The sequence below is a fragment of the Rhodopseudomonas sp. P1 genome (genome assembly GCF_039642825.1).
Taxonomy (GTDB): Bacteria; Pseudomonadota; Alphaproteobacteria; order Rhizobiales; family Xanthobacteraceae; genus Rhodopseudomonas; species Rhodopseudomonas palustris_H.
Window position 1 is genome coordinate 3,598,535 of the sequence record NZ_CP088006.1, and the last position, 17,957, is coordinate 3,616,491.

The 17,957-nt window shown below is 65.0% G+C and carries 13 protein-coding genes; 6 read left to right on the plus strand and 7 right to left on the minus strand.

Annotated elements, in window-relative coordinates; translation table 11 throughout:
- The first annotated feature begins 197 nt into the window (after nt 1-197).
- Nucleotides 198-1,124, plus strand: a complete 927-nt coding sequence (locus tag LRC39_RS16715) for a hypothetical protein (RefSeq protein WP_346294993.1) — start codon at nt 198-200, stop codon at nt 1,122-1,124.
- 77 nt (nt 1,125-1,201) lie between these two features.
- Here the strand turns inward: LRC39_RS16715 and LRC39_RS16720 are convergent, their stop codons facing one another.
- Entirely contained in the window at nt 1,202-3,331 is a 2,130-nt protein-coding gene (locus LRC39_RS16720) for a heavy metal translocating P-type ATPase (protein WP_346294994.1), read from the minus strand.
- Nucleotides 3,332-3,396: 65 nt separating this feature from the next.
- On the opposite strand from LRC39_RS16720, the gene LRC39_RS16725 reads away from it, so the two are divergent.
- Complete coding sequence (locus tag LRC39_RS16725; protein ID WP_346294995.1) at nt 3,397-3,798, plus strand: MerR family transcriptional regulator; 402 nt, start codon at nt 3,397-3,399, stop codon at nt 3,796-3,798.
- 144 nt (nt 3,799-3,942) lie between these two features.
- Here the strand turns inward: LRC39_RS16725 and LRC39_RS16730 are convergent, their stop codons facing one another.
- Nucleotides 3,943-4,764: an AraC family transcriptional regulator gene (locus tag LRC39_RS16730; protein WP_346294996.1), complete on the minus strand. Its 822-nt coding sequence runs from the start codon at nt 4,762-4,764 to the stop codon at nt 3,943-3,945.
- A 135-nt stretch (nt 4,765-4,899) separates the two neighbouring features.
- Here LRC39_RS16730 and LRC39_RS16735 point away from each other — a divergent pair, with 135 nt between their 5' ends.
- The 3 genes from LRC39_RS16735 to LRC39_RS16745 all read left to right on the plus strand — a co-directional run bounded on the left by LRC39_RS16735 (nt 4,900) and on the right by LRC39_RS16745 (nt 6,385).
- Nucleotides 4,900-5,595 carry an O-methyltransferase gene (locus LRC39_RS16735; RefSeq protein ID WP_346294997.1) on the plus strand — a complete coding sequence of 232 codons (696 nt, stop codon included), beginning with the start codon at nt 4,900-4,902 and terminating at the stop codon, nt 5,593-5,595.
- A gap of 84 nt (nt 5,596-5,679) precedes the next feature.
- A complete protein-coding gene (locus tag LRC39_RS16740) occupies nt 5,680-5,841 on the plus strand; it encodes a hypothetical protein (protein WP_346294998.1) in 162 nt (53 codons plus the stop codon).
- A 70-nt stretch (nt 5,842-5,911) separates the two neighbouring features.
- The gene (locus LRC39_RS16745; RefSeq protein WP_346294999.1) at nt 5,912-6,385 is read left to right on the plus strand and encodes a GNAT family N-acetyltransferase; all 474 of its coding nucleotides are present in this window, start codon (nt 5,912-5,914) and stop codon (nt 6,383-6,385) included.
- A gap of 77 nt (nt 6,386-6,462) precedes the next feature.
- Here LRC39_RS16745 and LRC39_RS16750 read toward each other — a convergent pair whose 3' ends face one another.
- Nucleotides 6,463-7,671 (minus strand): MFS transporter, encoded by a 1,209-nt coding sequence (locus LRC39_RS16750; RefSeq protein WP_346295000.1) that lies wholly within the window; start codon nt 7,669-7,671, stop codon nt 6,463-6,465.
- Nucleotides 7,672-7,887: 216 nt separating this feature from the next.
- On the minus strand, nt 7,888-8,316 hold the full coding sequence (locus tag LRC39_RS16755) for a VOC family protein (protein ID WP_346295001.1): 429 nt from the start codon (nt 8,314-8,316) through the stop codon (nt 7,888-7,890).
- A 145-nt stretch (nt 8,317-8,461) separates the two neighbouring features.
- Between LRC39_RS16755 and LRC39_RS16760 the strand changes: the two genes are divergently transcribed.
- Nucleotides 8,462-8,914: a MarR family winged helix-turn-helix transcriptional regulator gene (locus tag LRC39_RS16760; protein ID WP_346295002.1), complete on the plus strand. Its 453-nt coding sequence runs from the start codon at nt 8,462-8,464 to the stop codon at nt 8,912-8,914.
- A 104-nt stretch (nt 8,915-9,018) separates the two neighbouring features.
- On the opposite strand, the gene LRC39_RS16765 is transcribed toward LRC39_RS16760, so the two are convergent.
- The 3 genes from LRC39_RS16765 to rpoC all read right to left on the minus strand — a co-directional run bounded on the left by LRC39_RS16765 (nt 9,019) and on the right by rpoC (nt 17,848).
- Nucleotides 9,019-11,160 carry an ABC transporter ATP-binding protein gene (locus LRC39_RS16765; protein WP_346295003.1) on the minus strand — a complete coding sequence of 714 codons (2,142 nt, stop codon included), beginning with the start codon at nt 11,158-11,160 and terminating at the stop codon, nt 9,019-9,021.
- 119 nt (nt 11,161-11,279) lie between these two features.
- Nucleotides 11,280-13,343, minus strand: coding sequence for an FAD-dependent oxidoreductase (locus LRC39_RS16770; RefSeq protein WP_164573097.1), 2,064 nt, complete (start codon nt 13,341-13,343; stop codon nt 11,280-11,282).
- Between the two features lie 302 nt (nt 13,344-13,645).
- Nucleotides 13,646-17,848 (minus strand): DNA-directed RNA polymerase subunit beta', encoded by a 4,203-nt coding sequence (gene rpoC, locus LRC39_RS16775; protein ID WP_107346649.1) that lies wholly within the window; start codon nt 17,846-17,848, stop codon nt 13,646-13,648.
- Nucleotides 17,849-17,957: the final 109 nt, after the last annotated feature.

Genomic DNA, 17,957 nt, shown 5'->3' on the forward strand with positions numbered 1-17,957 from the left:
CGATGGACGCGACGGTATTTTAGTACAGCGCACTGTGCCCGCAGACCTATGAGATGGGCGAGCCGGTCGCCGGGAGCGTCTCGGGGCGGGACGATCCACAGACCGGCCGCCGCTCCGGATTGCCGGCAGCGGCGGCGCTATGGCTAAGTGGCCGCCGGGGGCGCCGTATCGGCCCGCCGCGGGATGCGTGGAAACAAATGGCGGGTTCGGGGCGAAATCGGTCACTGCCGCAGCCTTGGCGCCGGGTGGCGGCGATCGCGATCGCCGCCGGCGCGCTGCAGTTCCTCGCCGGCCCGGCCTTCGCGGCCGACGACGATGACGACGACGAGACGCCGGCGCAGACCTACCCCAATATTTACCTCGACTTCCGCACCACTTACGGGCGCACCCCGGCCGGCACGCTCTCGATCGGCTTTTCGAACCCGACCATCGCTGTGCTGTCCCGTCTGCGCGAGCTGGCGGCGCTGCCGCCGCTGCAGGCCCCAACGCTGCCGGCGAGCCAGAGCGTGGAACTCGACGTGCCGCTGACGATCGACGTCAATGACCGCGTCTCGCTGTACGGCGGATTCAGCACCACCACCAGCAACAGCGGTGCGGGCTGGAGCTCGGTCGACATCACCAGCTGGAACGTCGGCGTCCAGGCCGACATCTATCGCCAGGACGGTGGCTCGCTGCCGACCCTGACGCTGCAGACCACCCTCACCCGCTCGGTGCCGAGCGGACCGCTCGCCACCACTTCGCTCAACACCATCCTGGAGGCGTCCTACGCGTTCGACGCCGACGAGACCCGCGGCGTCCTCGCCGGCGTCCAGTTCACCACCACGGCGATCGACGCCGACCGTGCCGCGATCCGTCCGAACACGGTCGGCTGGCTCGGCGGTTACTATCAGTGGGACAACAACTGGAAGCTGACCGGGCGCGCCGGCCTGCAGTCATTCGGCGGCGCCGAATTGCTGCGCTTCACCCCGATCGACGCCTTCACCCAGCCGATCCTGCGGATCGACCTCGACAAGCTCGACGACAACGACAACCGCCTGTTCGGCATCACCGCGCAGGTGTCATGGACACCGAAGCCTGCCTATCAGCTCACGGTGCGGACGCCGCTGTATCTGACGAAGAACTGAGGCGGCACGCGTCGTCGAGCAGGCGCGCGCAGACAGCACGCGGCAGATGCAGAGTGTCTTAAAGCCCGCACACCGCATCAAGCCTCTGACGCCCGCCACCGAAGTAATCTGAGGGCGTTGGCGGTGACCAGGACGGTAGCGCCGGTGTCGGCGAGGATCGCCATCCACAGCGTCGTCACGCCGAGCAGGCTGGTGGCGAGAAACACCGCTTTCAGCCCGAGCGCGATCGAGATGTTCTGCCAGATATTGCCGAGCGTCGCCTGCGACAGCGCGATCAATTCGGCGACGCCATGGGCGCGATCATTCAGCAGCGCCGCGTCAGCGGTCTCCAGTGCCACGTCGGTTCCTCCGCCCATGGCGATGCCGACGGACGCGGCCGCGAGCGCCGGCGCATCATTGATGCCGTCGCCAACCATCGCGACGGGAGACACTTCCTTCAGGCGACTGATCTCGGCGAGCTTGGCGTCGGGCAGCAGCTCCGCGCGCGCCTCCATGCCGAGTTGGCCGGCGATGGCCTGAGCGGTTCGTGCGTTGTCGCCGGTCAGCATCACCACCGCGATGCCTTTGGACGTCAGTTGCCGCAACGCTCCTGCCGCATCCGGGCGCGGCTCGTCGCGCACCGCAATCGCTCCCTCGCAGGTGTTTCCAGAGATGAGGACCACGACCGTCTTGCCTTCACGCTCGAGGTCCGAAATCGTCGTCGCAAGCTGCGGCGGGATCGTGGTCCGTTCGGCGGCAAAGCGCGGAGATCCGACGAAGGCGAAGCCGTCTTTGAGACGCGCGGAGATCGCCTTGCCTGGTACCGCCTGGCTTCCGCCGAACACGACGGGCAGCTGCAAGGCACGTGCCTTCGCGGCGCGGACGATCGCCTGTCCGATCGGGTGACTGGTGTTGCCTTCGACCGCCGCGGCGCGCGCGAGTACGGCGTCTTCCTGGCCAATGACGGCAACCACGTCGGTCACCTGAGGCTGCCCCAGCGTCAGCGTGCCGGTCTTGTCGAAGGCGACGGTCCTCACCTTGCCGAGCGTTTCGAGCACCGCGCCGCCCTTGATCAGCAGCCCTTTGCGAGCCCCCACCGCAAGCCCGGACGCAATCGCGGCCGGGGTCGAAATCACCAGGGCGCACGGACACGCGATCAGCAGCGTGGCCAGGCCGCGATAGATCCAGGTCGCCCAATCCTCGCCGAAGCCGAGCGGCGGCACGATGATGACCAGGAGCGCCACCAACATCGCGGCGGGCGTGTACCACCGGCTGAGACGATCGATCATCCGTTCCGTCGGCGCTTTGCTCTCCTGCGCTTGTTCGACGAGGTGGATGATGCGCGCGATGGTGTTGTCGGCCGCCGCATTCGTCGTCTCGATACGCAGCTCGCCGTTCGCATTGATGCTGCCGGCATAGACGTGATCGCCGACCGCCTTGGCGACCGGCACGGACTCGCCGGTGATCGGCGCTTCGTTCACGTCGGAACGGCCGTCGATGACTTTGCCGTCCGACGGGATGCGGTCGCCGGGACGCACCACCACGACATCGCCGATCATCAGGTCGGCGGCCGGAATTTCCTCGACCTGGTCCGAGCCGTCGCGCAGCCGTCTCGCCGTGCGTGGCACGACGTCGGTCAGCGCTTCAATGCCCGCTCGTGCGCGCCCCGCCGCGAACGTCTCCAGCCATTCGCCAACGTTGAACAGAACGATGACCACGGCCGCTTCCTCGGCCTCACCGATCACGACCGCGCCGATCGCCGCAACGGTCATCAGCGTTTCGATGCTGAACGGCGATCCCGAACGTGCGCCGATCAAGGCCCGGCGTGCGATCGGGATCAGACAGACCGCGGCCGCTCCGGAATAGAACCATCGCTCGAAAGCCGGAAGCAGCTGCGCTAACGCAAACGCCAGAGCGAAAACCGCCGCTGCGATCATGACCGATTGCAGCTTCGCGTCCTGCCACCACGGCAGGCGCTTCCGCTCCGGCCGGATGCTGCTGGACGACGGCGCAATTGCCTGCGGACGATAGCCGAGCGAGCGAAGCTCGTCGTCGATGGTGCTCGGCGAGATTCTGTCCTGATCGAACCGAAGCGCCAAGGTGGCGGCCGAATAGCTGACGCGGACATCCGCGACACCCGGCAGCCGCTGCATCGCCGTTTCGATCTTCAGCGCGCAGGAGGCGCAATCCATGCCCTCTACGCGAGTTTTGTAGGCGTTGGTCGCCATAGCGTCACCTCGACAAAGCGTTATGACACCCCATATGCACCCTGTAGCAGCTACAGGGTCAAGACATGCAGACGGACCATCTCGCGATTGGGGATCTCGGACGTCAGACCGACACCAAGGTCGAAACCATCCGGTATTACGAGCGGATCGGATTGCTGTCGGCCCCCGCGCGCACTTCGGGCAACTACCGCGCCTACACGACCGAGCATCTCAACCGTTTGAGCTTCATCCGTCGCGCCCGCGATCTCGGCTTTTCACTCGATCAGATCCGTGCGCTGCTCGATCTGTCTGACGACCGCACCCGCTCCTGCGATGCCATCGACGCAATCGCCAAGCAGCATCTGGCCGAAGTCGACCGCAAGATCGCAGACCTGCAGGCGCTGCGCCGGGAGCTGAACTACATGATCACGCAGTGTGACTGCGACACTGTCGCCGACTGCCGCATTATCGAGGCGCTGTCACCGTAGCAGCGACAGCAGTGCTGCCGGCGCCGCAGCCGTCGCCCTCACCTACGCCACCGCCAACTCGCTCCGCCGCTGCGGAACCAGCCTGAAGGTCGCCAGGATCAGCATTGCGGCGAGGCCCAGTCCCGGACGGGCCGATACCGCCAACTAAGTCTCCGTGGCTCGGCCGGCATAACGCTCCGCCATGTAGCGGCCCGGGGACGTGCCGAGTGTCTTGCGGAACATGGTGACGAAGCTCGGCACACTTTCGTAGCCGAGGTCGGCGGTGACCTGCTGGATCGAGGCGCCGCCGGCCAGCCACTGCACCGCGAGCATGACGCCGAGCTGCTGGCGCCAGCGCCCGAAGCTCATCCCGGTTTCGCGGCTGATCAGCCGCCCCAGCGTCCGCTCGCTGAGGCCGGCGCGCGCCGCCCACTCCTCCAGCGAGCCGCGTTCGGCGGGCGCGGCCATCATCAGGTCGGCTAAAGTGCGCAGCCGCGGATCGGACGGCATCGGCAAATGCAGATCCTCGATTCTGGCTGCGGCGATCTCGTCGAGCAACACCGCGATCAGACGCGAAGCCGCTCCGTCCTCGTCGTACAGCAGCGGCAGCCTGGCGGCCCGGAACAGCAGTTCACGCAGCAGCGGCGTCACCGAGACGGTGCAGCAGCGCTGCGGCAATCCCACATCGATGCCGGCGGCGACGAACGCAGCGTAGCCTTCGAGCCTGCCGGTCGCCGTGATCGCATGCAGCGTGCCGCCTGGGATCCAGACCGCGCTACGCGGCGGCACGATCCACAATCCGCCGTCCACCCGGCAACTCAGCGCACCACGCTGCACCAGCAGGATCTGTGCCTTGGCATGGCAGTGCCTGTCGATTTCGAACGAACCGATCATCTCCGACGCCATGCCATAGGCCACCACCGGCCGCGCGACGTCGTCGGGCTCGGTCCAGTCGGCCGCAGTGGAGCTGTCGGTGAGAAGTGGCATGGGGCAGCCTACCGCGCCGCTTGGCGTGAATGGATAACAATCTGTCTAAGCTGCGTAATGACGCCAACGGGACCTCCTTTTACTTACGCGGACAGCCGAGACCGAAACCATCTCGGCCTACCGAAAGGGACCTGCATGACATCGCTGAACAGCACGCGCGTCGCAGAGACGCTCGACAAACTCCACGGAGAGGCCGAGGCCGCGGACCATGATTTCGGGGTCGAGTTCATGGCGCGGCTGGAGGCGTCCGGGACTTCGGTCGAGGAAGCGGTGGGTGAGCTGATCGCCGCCGAACGGTCGGACTACCGGGCGGCGTATCGCGATCACGCCGAACACTTCCTGGCGGTTACGCCGGCCTATGGCCGCTTCCTCTATGCGATCGCGCGTGCCCGCAGGGCGACCCGGATCGTCGAGTTCGGCACATCGATGGGAATATCGACGATCTACCTCGCGGCTGCGCTGCGCGACAATGGCGGCGGCCGGCTGATCAGCTCCGAGATCGAGCCCACCAAGGTCGCGCGGGCGCGGGCTCACCTCGACGCGGCGGGGCTGGCCGACCTGGTGGAGATCCGCGAAGGCGATGCGCTCAACACGCTGCAGGACGTCGGCGGCGCCGTCGATGTTCTCTCGATCGACGGCGCGTTCTCGCTGTATCTGCCGGTGCTCAAACTGATCGAGCCGCGGCTGGCACCCGGCGCCCTGATCCTCGGCGAGAACGCGTTTGCGCAAGACTATCTCGATTACATCCGCGCTCCCGCCAACGGCTATTTCTCCCGCTCCCTCGACATCGACGAAGGCCGCGGCAACGAATTCACCGTGCGGGTCGGGTGACGCCAGCCGGCAGAGCAGCAGGCTCGGGCATCGCGGCGAGGCAACGGCGGAGGAAGCGAGCGACATCGGCGCGGAGCTGGAGGCGTGATCAAGGATCGGCGCGGCGAGCAACGGCCGGTCGCCACACCGAGACTGGCGACGTTCGATTCTTACAAGATCGACGACACCGACAACCGCCTATTCGGCATCACCGCGCAGGTGTCGCGGGCAGCGACGCAGGCCGATCAGCCGTTGGTGCGGATGTAAGAATGCGTGAATGGAAATCCGGGTCACCGAACACTAGGCTGGCCTGCAGAATAGCAGGCTTCAGTTTGTCATGAGCGATCCAGTTATCGAGAACTTGGTCGATAGGCCCAATTTGGTAACTACAATTGCCGCGCTTCAATTTGCGCACTGGGGCGCGCTAACCGGCCACGACACTGAGCTGGAGTACGAGAACTTCCTGAAGAAAGCAGCCCGATCAACTCGACTGCCATCAGTTTTGGTCGCCAGGCGCGGCCCAATTTACATTGGCTCAATCAATTTGCTAGCGAGTGAGATGACGATACGCCCCGAGCTTTCGCCGTGGATAGCTCAGCTTTTCATGGTCGAATCGGCGCGAAGGCACGGGATCGGGATCAGGCTGATCCGTGCACTGACGACGCGTGCTATTGAATTAGGATTTGGCCGCGTCCACCTCTTCACGTCTGGTACGTTGCCAGCATACTACGCTGCGCTAGGGTGGAAACCAATCGAGGAAGTCGAATACCTCGGACGCATGCGCACAGTTATGGCAATCGAACTACCCTGAGGGAAGAACAGGCGTCTGGCGCGGCTTGCCCATCGTAACATCCCCATTTGCACCACCCGCGGGGGGCCTCGCCCCTCCTACGCCACCGCCAATGCCACCCGCCGCTGCGGGAACGGCCTGAAGGTCGCCAGGATCAGCATGGCGGCGAGTCCCATGCCGCAGGAGGCGACATACATCGGCGCGTAGCTGCCATAGGCATCGTAGATCAGCCCGCCCAACACCGGTCCGGTCGACATGCCGAGGCTGCCCGCCATCGCGGTGCCGCCGACGATGGTGCCCATCATCCGCAGCGGAAAGTTCTCGCGGATGATCACGGCGTAGAGCGGCATGGTGCCGGCGTAGATGAAGCCGACCGCGACGGCGACGGCATAGAAGCCGCCGAGTCCGGCGACGAAGGCGTAAGCCAAAACGCCGAGGGCCTGCGCCAAAAGCCCGATGACCAGCACACGCTGGGCGCCGAAGCGGTCGCCGGCAAGGCCGAAGCCGAGCCGGCCGAACATGCCGGACAGCCCCTCGACGCTGTAGATCGAGGTCGCGGCGATCATCGGAATGCCGCAGGTCACCGCGTAGCTGACGGTGTGGAAGATCGGGCCGGAATGGGTCGCGCAGCAGAAGAAATTCGCCAGCATCAGCGTGACAAATTGCGGCGATCGCACCGCCTGCTTGAGCGTCATGTCGTCCTGCGCATCGGCGGAAGTAATCTCAGCGACGCCCATTTCGAGCGCCGGCGGCCGCCGCACCAGCAGCGCCGCGGGGATCATCAGTGCGGCGGTGATCGCAGCGATGATCAGCATCGCGCCGCGCCAATCGTGGATCGTCACCAGCCATGCCGCCAGCGGCGCCATCGTCAGCGGCGCCATGCCCATGCCGGCGGAGACCAGTGACACCGCAAGGCCGCGGCCAGTGTCGAACCAGCCGGTGACGCAAGCCATCATCGGCGCGAACACCGCGGCGGTCGCAGCGCCGACCAGCACGCCGAACAGCGCCTGAAATTCGATCAGCGAACCGGCCCGGCTGGCGAGCGCGAGGCTGGCCGCGAGCACCACCGAGCCGGTCAGCACGACGGGGCGCGGGCCGAACCTGTCCGACAGATTGCCCCACAGCATGCTGGCGGCGGCCATCGCCAGGAAGCCGATGGTCATCGCGGTCGAGATACCGGTGACCGACCATCCGGTGTCCTGCGACATCGGCCGGATCAGCACCGGCAGCGAGAACATCGCGCCGGCGGCGACGCAGCCGAGCACGCCGCCGGCCGCAACGATCACCCAACGATACGAATGGTTCATGGCTGTTCCCATGTTGCGCGAGCGTTCGCCGCATCGTTGCGAGGAGTGAAGCGACGAAGCCATCCAGCTCGGTGCACGAAGCTGGATTGCTTCGCTTCGCTCGCAATGACGTTGAAAGGCTTGCGCTAGAGGAGCGACTCTCCTTGCTCCGAGGACGAAGCCCCCCTGCTGCGGCCGACATCGGACCGGCATTTTTTCGCCGGGTCCGCGGCGCCTTCAGGTCTGCGCGGGTTGGGTATTGATCATCCACGGGATGCCGAAGCGGTCGATCAGCGAGCCGAACCCGGGCGACCAGAACGTCTCGGCGAACGGCATCATCGGCTTGCCGCCTTCGGACAATTGCTCGTACCAGCGCTGCGCCTGAGCCTTGTCCTGGGTGTGCAGGGTGACATCGAACCCGTTCTTCGGCTTGTCGATGTTCGACGCCCAGCCGACGTCCATGTCGGCGCCCATCAGCGCCTGGTCGCCGACTTCGAGCCAGCAATGCATCAGCCAGGTTTTGTACTTCGGATCGGTGATTGGCATCTCCGGCGGCGCGTCGCTGTAGGGAAACGCCGCGGTGATCTTCCCGTCCAGCACCTTGGCGTAAAACTCGAACGCCTCACGGCACTGCCCCTGGAAGCTCAGGCTGGTCACGATCTTCATGCGGTGGTCCTCCCTGATCGACATGGCGCGATGAATGCCGCGCGGGCTTAAGGCCCGCGCAGCCCGCCGGTGGCGGCGCTTGATCCCGTCGATTTAGGTTGATATCAACGTATATCGTCCTTCCGTTGTCAAGAGCCGTTCGCAGATGCGCTCCCCGGCCGAACCGAGTTTCGAAACCACGCTGCTGGTGCGCGACAGCTGTCTGTGCCTGCACGCCCAGCGGGCCGCGCGGGCGCTGGCGCGCCGGTTCGACCTCGCGCTGAGGCCGGCCGGGCTCACCAGCGGTCAGTTCTCGCTGCTGATGTCGCTGAACCGTCCGCAGCCTGCCCCACTCGGCGGCGTCGCTGCGCTGCTGGCGATGGACCGCACCACGCTGACGGCGAACCTGAAGCCGCTGGAGCGGCGCAATCTGCTCGAAGTGCTGATCGATCCTTCGGATCGGCGCGCCCGGCTGTTGCGGCTAACGCCTACGGGACGGACGACGCTGGCTGCGGCAGTTCCGATCTGGCGCAAGCTGCATGCGGAGATCGAATCCGATCTCGCCGATGCCGACCGCCTGCGCGCCGAGCTGAACGTGCTCGGCCGCTTCGCCGATTGAGGCAGTCTAGGCCTTCCGGATTGCGCTGATATCGACGGCGACTAAGTCCGAGCCATCAAGCCCGGGACAAGACGGCGTCCCGCGGGATGCGGGCCGCCCGCTCCTCACTCGTCGTCATCATCCTCATCGTCGTCATCATCGCCGGCGCCGTGGCGTTTCTGGTCGTCCCACAGCTTGCGATAGACGCCGTTCTTGGCGAGCAGCTCCTTGTGCGAGCCGCGCTCGATCGCCTGCCCGCCGGAGACGACGACGATTTCGTCCATGTCGACCACCGAGGTCAGACGATGGGTCGAGAAGATCATGGTGCGGCCGCGCGCCAGCTTCATCAGCGTCTTGTTGATCGCCGCCTCGGTGGTCTGGTCGAGCGCCGAAGTCGCCTCGTCGAGCAGCAGTACCGATGGATCGCGGACGACCGCGCGGGCGATCGCGATGCGCTGGCGCTGGCCGCCGGACAGCGTGTCGCCGCGCTCGCCGACCACGGTGTCGTACTTCTGCGGCAGGCTCATGATGAAGCGGTGGATCTCCGCCTTCTTGGCCGCCTGCTCGACCTCGGCGTCGGTCGCGCCTTCCTTGCCGAGCCGGATGTTGTCGCGGATCGACATGTTGAACAGCATGTTCTCCTGGAACACCACGGCCATGCTCCGGCGCAGCGAATCCAGCGTGACGTTGCGGATGTCGACGCCGTCGACCGAGACCCGGCCTTCGGTCGGGTCGTACAGCCGCAACACCATGTTGAGCAGCGTGCTCTTGCCCGAGCCGCTCGGGCCGACGATCGCGATGGTCTTGCCGGCCTTCAGCTTGAGGCTGAGATTGTCGATCACCGGCTGCTCGGCGCCCTCATAGGCGAACGACACCCGCTCGAACGCGATGTTGTCGACGATGCGCGGCATCTCGGCGGCGCCTGGCTTGTCGGCGATCGGGGTCTTCTCGTCGAGCAGCTCTTGCATGTGGCGCACCGCGGCGGCCGCCTGGATCGACACCGGGATGAACTGCATCAGATGGGCGATGTTGTACGACACCTCCCAGAACGCACTCTCGAAGGTGACGAAGGTGCCGACGGTGATCTGACCCGTGGTCGCCAGATAGGCGCCGAGCGCCAGCACCATCAAATGCAGCATCAGCACCGCGACGGTGACGCTGCGTTCGACCATCGAGGTCAGGAAGGTGGCCTGCGCCATCTTCTGCCGCGTCGCCTGATTGCGCAGCGAGAAGAAGCCGAACATCTTGCGCTGCAGGCTGAACGCCTTGACCACCGCCTGGGCGCCGACATTTTCCTGCACCAGGCCGAGCAGCCCGGCTTCCTGCACCTTCTGCTCGTAGTTCGCCTGCACCGCCTTCGGCGTCAGGATGCGCGGCCCGATCAGCGTGATCGGGAAGATCAACAGCGCCAACACTGCGAGCTGCCAGTTCAGGAACAGCATCAGGACGACGCCGGCGACCAATTCGAGGAACGGCAGCAGCGCGGTGTTGGCGAGGATCTCGACCACCCGCGAGAACGCCGCCATGTCGATCGAGAACCGCGACAGGATCTCGCCGCGCTTGGTGCGGGCGAAATACCCGGCCGGCAGGCGCTGGACGTGTTCGAACAATCGGGTGCGGACGTCGGAGATCACCGCCGCGGACAGCCGGGCATCCCAGCGCTCGTACCACACCGCGATGATCGAGGTGATGACGCCGGCGACGCCGAGGATCGACAGGATCTTGTAGAGTTCGTGGAAGTCCTCCTCGCCGAGCGCGTCGTCGATCAGGAACTTCAGGCTGAGCGGCATGATGACGTTGAACAGCGTTTCGACGACCACGCCGAACACCACGAACGCCAGCATCTTCTTGTAGTTGGCAACGACCGGCCGGATGAAGCCGGCGACCGTCGCGAATGCGCCGGCGGCCTCGCGCGCGGTGAAGACGACGAGTTCCTCGTCCTCATCGTCGTCGTCGTCATCTTCCTCGTCGTCGTCCTCATCGTCCTCGTCGCCGTCGTCCGCCGCGGCGGCTTTGGCGCCAGGCGCGGGAGTGGCCGGGACCTTGTCGGCGATCAGCTGCTTCACCGGAGGCTTGACGGTCGGCACCACCGGCGCCGCGGCGCCGACCGGCAGCGCGAACTTCTCGTCGAGCGGCGAAGCCGGGGGGGCGGTGCCTTCACTGCCCGGCGCGGGACTGCCGGCGGCGGCATCGGCCGGCGGCGGCGCGGCGGACTTGTCGCCTGGCGGAGAGTCCGGGGTGACGGGAGGATTGGGCTTGCGCGCCATGAATTGAAAACCGCTAGGTGGCCGGACCGCACGACTACAATAAGCGACGCCGTGACTCGTTCAAAGCCACGGCGTCGGATCTGCTGAAGCGAACGCGAGCCGTCCGCGACGACCTTGGCTCAGTCGTCGTCACCCTCGTCGTCGACCTTGTCGAAGAACGAATAGCGCAGGCTGTCGGCGTCGCTGTACCACTGGCCCGGGCCCCTGCCCGCCTTCACCGCCAGCTCCCACAGCGCGTCGCCGCAATCGTTACGATGCACCGACAGGTCGAAGCCGTTGTTGAAGAACAGCTCCGACCATTCCCACCAGGTGCCGAGCTTCTTGACGCCGCGCAGCAGGTCGTAGCGGTCGATCACGCCCGGGTCCATGTCGCTGGTGACCGAGCCGAAGATCACGCCGGTGCGCGCAACGCGGTGCAGCTCGCGGATCGCCTTGACGACGCGATTCTCGGCGAGGTGGCACAGGCTGGTTTCGAATACGAAGTCGAACTCTTCGTCTTCGAACGGCAGTTCGGCGACCGAGCCGAGCTTGTTGTAGGGCTTCAGCGCCTCCGGCGTCTTGCCATGGATGTAGCGGTTGTTCTCGACGCCGTAGGCATCAATGCCGCGCTCGCGCAGCGCGCCGACCAGCTCGCCGCTGGCGGAACCGGCGACCAACAGCTTGTAGCCGCCCGGCTTGTCCCACACCGTCTTGATGGTCTGGATCAGATAGTCCGGATCGGTGAACCGGCTCCAGACCTCGCGATACGGGCCCTGGTTGCGATAGTTCTCGAAATAGTCGCGGTCGATCTTGTCGGAGACCGGCTTGCCGTCCTGGGCGCGGGCACGGCGCAGCTTCATCGTTTCGGTGACGATGATGTCGGTGGCGGCGTCCGAGGAATCGAGCAGACCGTTCAGCGTCGAGTCGAACAGATAGTCGCCGACGATCACGAAGCCCGGATGGTTCTTCGGCTCGGGGCGATGGTTGGTCATGACGTCGCGCACCGGCAGGCCGCCGGGGATGCAGTTCACCGACGACAGCCAGCGGTGGGTCTTGCCTTCGAGGAAATGCCCGCGGACGTCGCCGAGCTCGGCCGGCAGCGACTTCAGCGCCAGCTCGATCAGTTCCTTGTCGGTGAGGTTGGAGAACGCCAGCGCGTCCGAGCCGGCGATCAGGAAGTTGAGCACGCCGTATTTGCCGACGTCGTGGCGCGAGCCTTCGTTGTAAACGCAGCAGCCGCCGAACGCTTCCGACATGAACCACGAGCCCGGGATCTTGTCGCCCCAGAACGGGGAATCGAACAGCATCGAGATCCGCAAATAGTGCGCCGGGCGATCGAAATAGGCGACGTGCTTGACCATCGCCTTGCGCAGCTGCTCGTTGCCCCAGCTCAGCGTGGCGAGCCAGTTGTGCGGCAGGCACATCAGAACGAGATCGAAGTCGCGCGTCTCCGGCCCCTTGCCGTTCATCATGTTCAGCTCATAGCGGCCGCTCTCGGTCTTGCCGACCTTGAGGACGCGATGATTGAACTGGATGTCGGCGTCGATCTCCGAGCGCAGGCACTCGATCAGCTGCTCGTTGCCGTTCTGGATCGAATACAGGCCGATATAGCCGTCGATATCCATCACGAAGTTCTTGAGCGCGTTGAGGCCGTTGGTGTTGTGGCTCTCGGTGGCGATGTCGGACTTCGCCATCACCTTGAAGAAGCGCTTGGCGGTGGAGTCCTCGACCTCCTTGTCGAGCAGCTGCTCGCAATTGGTCCAGGCCCAGGGGTGTTCGTTGTCGTGCGCGCCGACGCCCTCGTAATACTGGGTCGGCGTCATCTGCTCGGTGCACTTCTTGCGGAACGCGACGATCGCCTCGGCGGTCTTGTCGCCGTACTTCTTGCGCATGCCCGGCACGTCGTTGAGCAGCTCGCCGTCGAGCTGCACCTGCTCGGCATCCATCGGAATGGTCTGCAGGCCGAAGTGCTGCACCAGTTCCCGCAGCGGATCCGGGCCGGTCATCGAGTAATCGTAGAGCTCGGCGACGCCCGCCTCGTACATCGCCGGCGCGGTTTCGAATTTCTGGGTGACGATCTTGCCGCCGAGCCGATCGGAGGCCTCGAAGATGGTGACCTTGCACAGGCCCCCGAGCTTTCGTTTGAGATACCAGGCGCTCATCAGACCGCCCGGGCCGCCACCTACGATTGCAAGGTCAAACATGGTGCTCTTTCAACATCCCGCGGCATCGATCGCCACGCAGCGTGTCTCTGCTCCGCGCCGTCGGTCGAGGCGTGATTCTCCGAGAAAATCAGCGTGACTTCAGCGACTTGGGGCTGGTTTTGACGGCGAAACGGCGCCCCTGTGCCGGATTCCCGTCGTTCGGCATACAGCAAGGCGCCTTTCACCTGAAGGGAAGATGAACAACCCGTAAGGTGGCGGCAAAAGGCCCGGAATGCGGCCCAGATATGAGAAAGGCCGGCACAAGGCCGGCCCTTCCCAGGATTGAATGGCAGAAGCGAACGTTACTCTGCCGGCGGCAGCGACAGCGGTTCGGCTTCCGGCGCAGCGGCCGGAACGATCGCCGCCTGCTTCTCGCGCTCGTCGAGGATCAGACGATCGCGCTTCATCGCCACTTCGCGGATCTTCGCCATCGAGGCGCCAGTGCCCGCCGGGATCAGCCGGCCGACGATGACGTTTTCCTTGAGGCCTTCCAGCGGATCCACCTTGCCGTTGACCGCGGCTTCGGTGAGCACCCGGGTGGTCTCCTGGAACGACGCCGCCGAGAAGAACGAGCGGGTCTGCAAGCTCGCCTTGGTGATGCCGAGCAGCACAGGATTGCCGGTTGCCGGCTTCTTGCCCTCTTCGACCGCCTTGGCGTTGACCGCGTTGAACTCGATCTTGTCGACCTGCTCGCCCGAGATCATGTCGGTATCGCCCTGGTCGGTGATCTCGATCTTCTGCAGCATCTGGCGAACGATCACCTCGATGTGCTTGTCGTTGATCAACACGCCCTGGAGTCGATAGACCTCCTGGATTTCGTTGACGAGATAGGCCGCGAGTTCTTCGATGCCCTTGATCGCCAGGATGTCGTGCGGCGCCGGATTGCCCTCGACGATGAAGTCGCCCTTTTCGACGACGTCGCCGTCCTGCAAGTGGATGTGCTTGCCCTTCGGGATCAGGTACTCGCGCGCTTCCTCGTTCTTGTCGAGCGGCTCGATTGAGAGCCGGCGCTTGTTCTTGTAGTCGCGACCGAACCGGATGGTGCCGGCGATCTCGGCGATGATCGCCGCATCCTTCGGCCGCCGTGCCTCGAACAGCTCCGCCACCCGCGGCAGACCGCCGGTGATGTCACGGGTCTTGGCGCTCTCGGTCGAGATACGCGCGAGGATGTCGCCGGGCTTGACCTGGGCGCCGACGTCGACCGACAGAATGGCGTCGACCGACAGCATGTAGCGGGCGTCACCGCCGCGCGCCAGCTTCAGCACCTTGCCGTCCTTGCCCTTGATCACGATCGCCGGACGCAGATCCGCACCGCCGCGGGTCGAGCGCCAGTCGATAACGATACGCTTGGCGATACCGGTCGACTCGTCGAGCGTTTCGGAGATCGACTGATCCTCGATCAGATCCTCGAAGTCGATGGTACCCTCGACCTCGGTGAGGATCGGACGGGTGTACGGATCCCACTCGGCGATACGCTGGCCGCGCTTGACCATATCGCCCTCGTCGACGTGCACGCGCGCGCCGTACTGGATGCGATGGGTCGCACGCTCGGAGCCGTCCGGATCGACGATCGCGATCACCATGTTGCGGACCATCGCAACATTGTGGCCCTCGCCGTTGCGGGCGATGGCGCGGTTCTTGATGACGATCTTGCCCTCGAAGTTCGACTCGATCACCGACTGCTCGTTGATCTGCGCCGCACCGCCGATGTGGAAGGTACGCATCGTCAGCTGCGTGCCCGGCTCGCCGATCGACTGCGCCGCGATCACGCCGACTGCTTCGCCGTGGTTGACCGGGGTGCCGCGGGCGAGATCGCGCCCGTAGCACTTGCCGCAGATGCCGTTGACCAACTCGCAGGTCAGTGCCGAGCGGATCTTCACTTCCTGCACGCCGGCCTGGTGGATTGCCTCGACGTCCCGCTCCTCCATCAGATCACCGCGCTTGACGATGATCTCGTTGGTGGCCGGGTCGCGCACGTCCTCGCCCGCGGTACGGCCGAGGATACGGCTGCCCAGCGAAGCGACCACGGTGCCGGCGTCGACGATCGCCCGCATCTTGATGCCGAGCGAGGTGCCGCAGTCGGCCTGCGTGATGATGCAGTCCTGCGCCACGTCGACCAGACGGCGGGTCAGGTAGCCCGAGTTCGCGGTCTTCAGCGCGGTGTCGGCCAGACCCTTACGGGCGCCGTGGGTCGAGTTGAAGTACTCGAGAACCGACAGACCTTCCTTGAAGTTCGAGATGATCGGCGTCTCGATGATTTCACCCGACGGCTTGGCCATCAGGCCGCGCATACCGGCGAGCTGACGCATCTGCGCGGGCGAACCACGCGCACCGGAGTGGGCCATCATGTAGATCGAGTTGACCTGCTGTTCGGAGCCGTCCGGCGCCTTCCGAACCGCGGAGATCTCCTTCATCATCTCCTTGGCGATTTCCTCGGTGGCCTTCGACCAGGCGTCGACCACCTTGTTGTACTTCTCGCCGTGGGTGATGAGGCCGTCGTTGTACTGCTGCTCGAAATCCTTCGCCAGCGTACGGGTCGAGTCGACGATCTTCCACTTCGAACCCGGCACGACCATGTCGTCCTTGCCGAACGAGATGCCGGCCTTGAACGCGTTGAAGAAGCCGAGCGCCATGATCCGGTCGCAGAAGATCACCGTCTCCTTCTGACCGCAGTGACGATAGACCTGGTCGATGACGCCGGAGATCTCGCGCTTGGTCATCAGCTTGTTGATGACGTCGAACGGCAGCTTCGGCGACTTCGGCAGCACCTGACCGAGCAGGATGCGGCCGGCGGTGGTCTCCAGCAGACGGACCGTGTTCTGGCCTTCCTCGTTCACCCAATGCCAGCGATACTTGATCTTGGTGTGGAGGTGGATGACCTTCGAGTACAGCGCGTGCTCGAGCTCGGCGAGGTCGGCAAACACCTTGCCCTCGCCCGGCAGCCCTTCCCGCATGATCGACAGGTAGTACAGGCCGAGCACGATGTCCTGCGACGGCACGATGATCGGCTGGCCGTTCGCCGGATGCAGGATGTTGTTGGTCGACATCATCAGCACGCGCGCTTCCAGCTGCGCTTCGAGCGACAGCGGAACGTGCACGGCCATCTGGTCGCCGTCGAAGTCGGCGTTGAACGCCGAGCACACCAGCGGATGCAGCTGGATCGCCTTGCCTTCGATCAGCACCGGCTCGAACGCCTGAATGCCGAGACGATGCAGCGTCGGCGCGCGGTTCAGCAGCACCGGATGTTCGCGGATCACCTCATCGAGGATGTCCCAAACCTCCGGCCGCTCCTTCTCCACCAGCTTCTTGGCCTGCTTGACGGTAGTCGACAGACCCTTGGCGTCGAGCCGCGAGTAGATGAACGGCTTGAACAGTTCGAGCGCCATCTTCTTCGGCAGGCCGCACTGATGCAGCTTGAGCTCGGGACCGACCACGATCACCGAACGGCCCGAATAGTCGACGCGCTTGCCGAGCAGGTTCTGACGGAACCGGCCCTGCTTGCCCTTCAGCATGTCGGCGAGCGACTTCAGCGGACGCTTATTGGCGCCGGTGATGACGCGGCCGCGGCGGCCGTTGTCGAACAGCGCGTCCACAGCCTCCTGCAACATGCGCTTTTCGTTGCGGATGATGATGTCCGGCGCGCGCAGCTCCATCAGCCGCTTCAAGCGGTTGTTACGGTTGATGACGCGGCGGTACAGGTCGTTGAGGTCCGAGGTCGCGAACCGGCCGCCGTCGAGCGGCACCAGCGGGCGCAGATCCGGCGGGATCACCGGCACGACCGTGAGGATCATCCACTCCGGCTTGTTACCGGAATAGCGGAACGCTTCGACGATCTTCAGCCGCTTGGCGAGCTTCTTGTGCTTGATGTCGGAGTCGGTCTCGGCCATCTCGGCGCGCAGCTGCGCGTCGATCTTTTCGAGTTCCAGGCCCTTCAGCAGTTCGCGGATCGCTTCCGCGCCGATCATGGCGGTGAAGCTGTCCTGACCGTACTGATCCTGGGCGCGCAGGTACTCCTCCTCCGACAGGAGCTGACGCTCCTTGAGGTCGGTGAGGCCCGGCTCCAGCACCACGTAGTACTCGAAGTACAGGATGCGCTCGAGATCCTTCAGCGTCATGTCGAGCAGCTGCCCGATGCGCGACGGCAAGGACTTCAGGAACCAGATGTGAGCGACCGGCGCGGCCAGCTCGATGTGGCCCATGCGCTCGCGACGGACGCGGCTGAGGGTCACTTCGACCGAGCACTTCTCGCAGATGATGCCCTTGTACTTCATCCGCTTGTACTTGCCGCACAAGCACTCGTAGTCCTTGATCGGCCCGAAGATGCGGGCGCAGAACAGGCCGTCGCGCTCGGGCTTGAAGGTACGATAGTTGATCGTTTCCGGCTTCTTGATCTCGCCGTACGACCACGACAGAATCTTCTCCGGCGACGCGATCGAGATCCGGATCTGGTCGAAGACCTGAGCCGGCGTCGTCGGATTGAACAGATTCATAATTTCCTGGTTCATCGCCATCTCCTCGCGTGCCGGTCGTCACCAGCCGCAAAATCGGAATTCCAGAGGCACTCCCCGTCGCGCGCGTGACGCTGGCGCGGCGGAGACACCCGGCGGCCGGCGC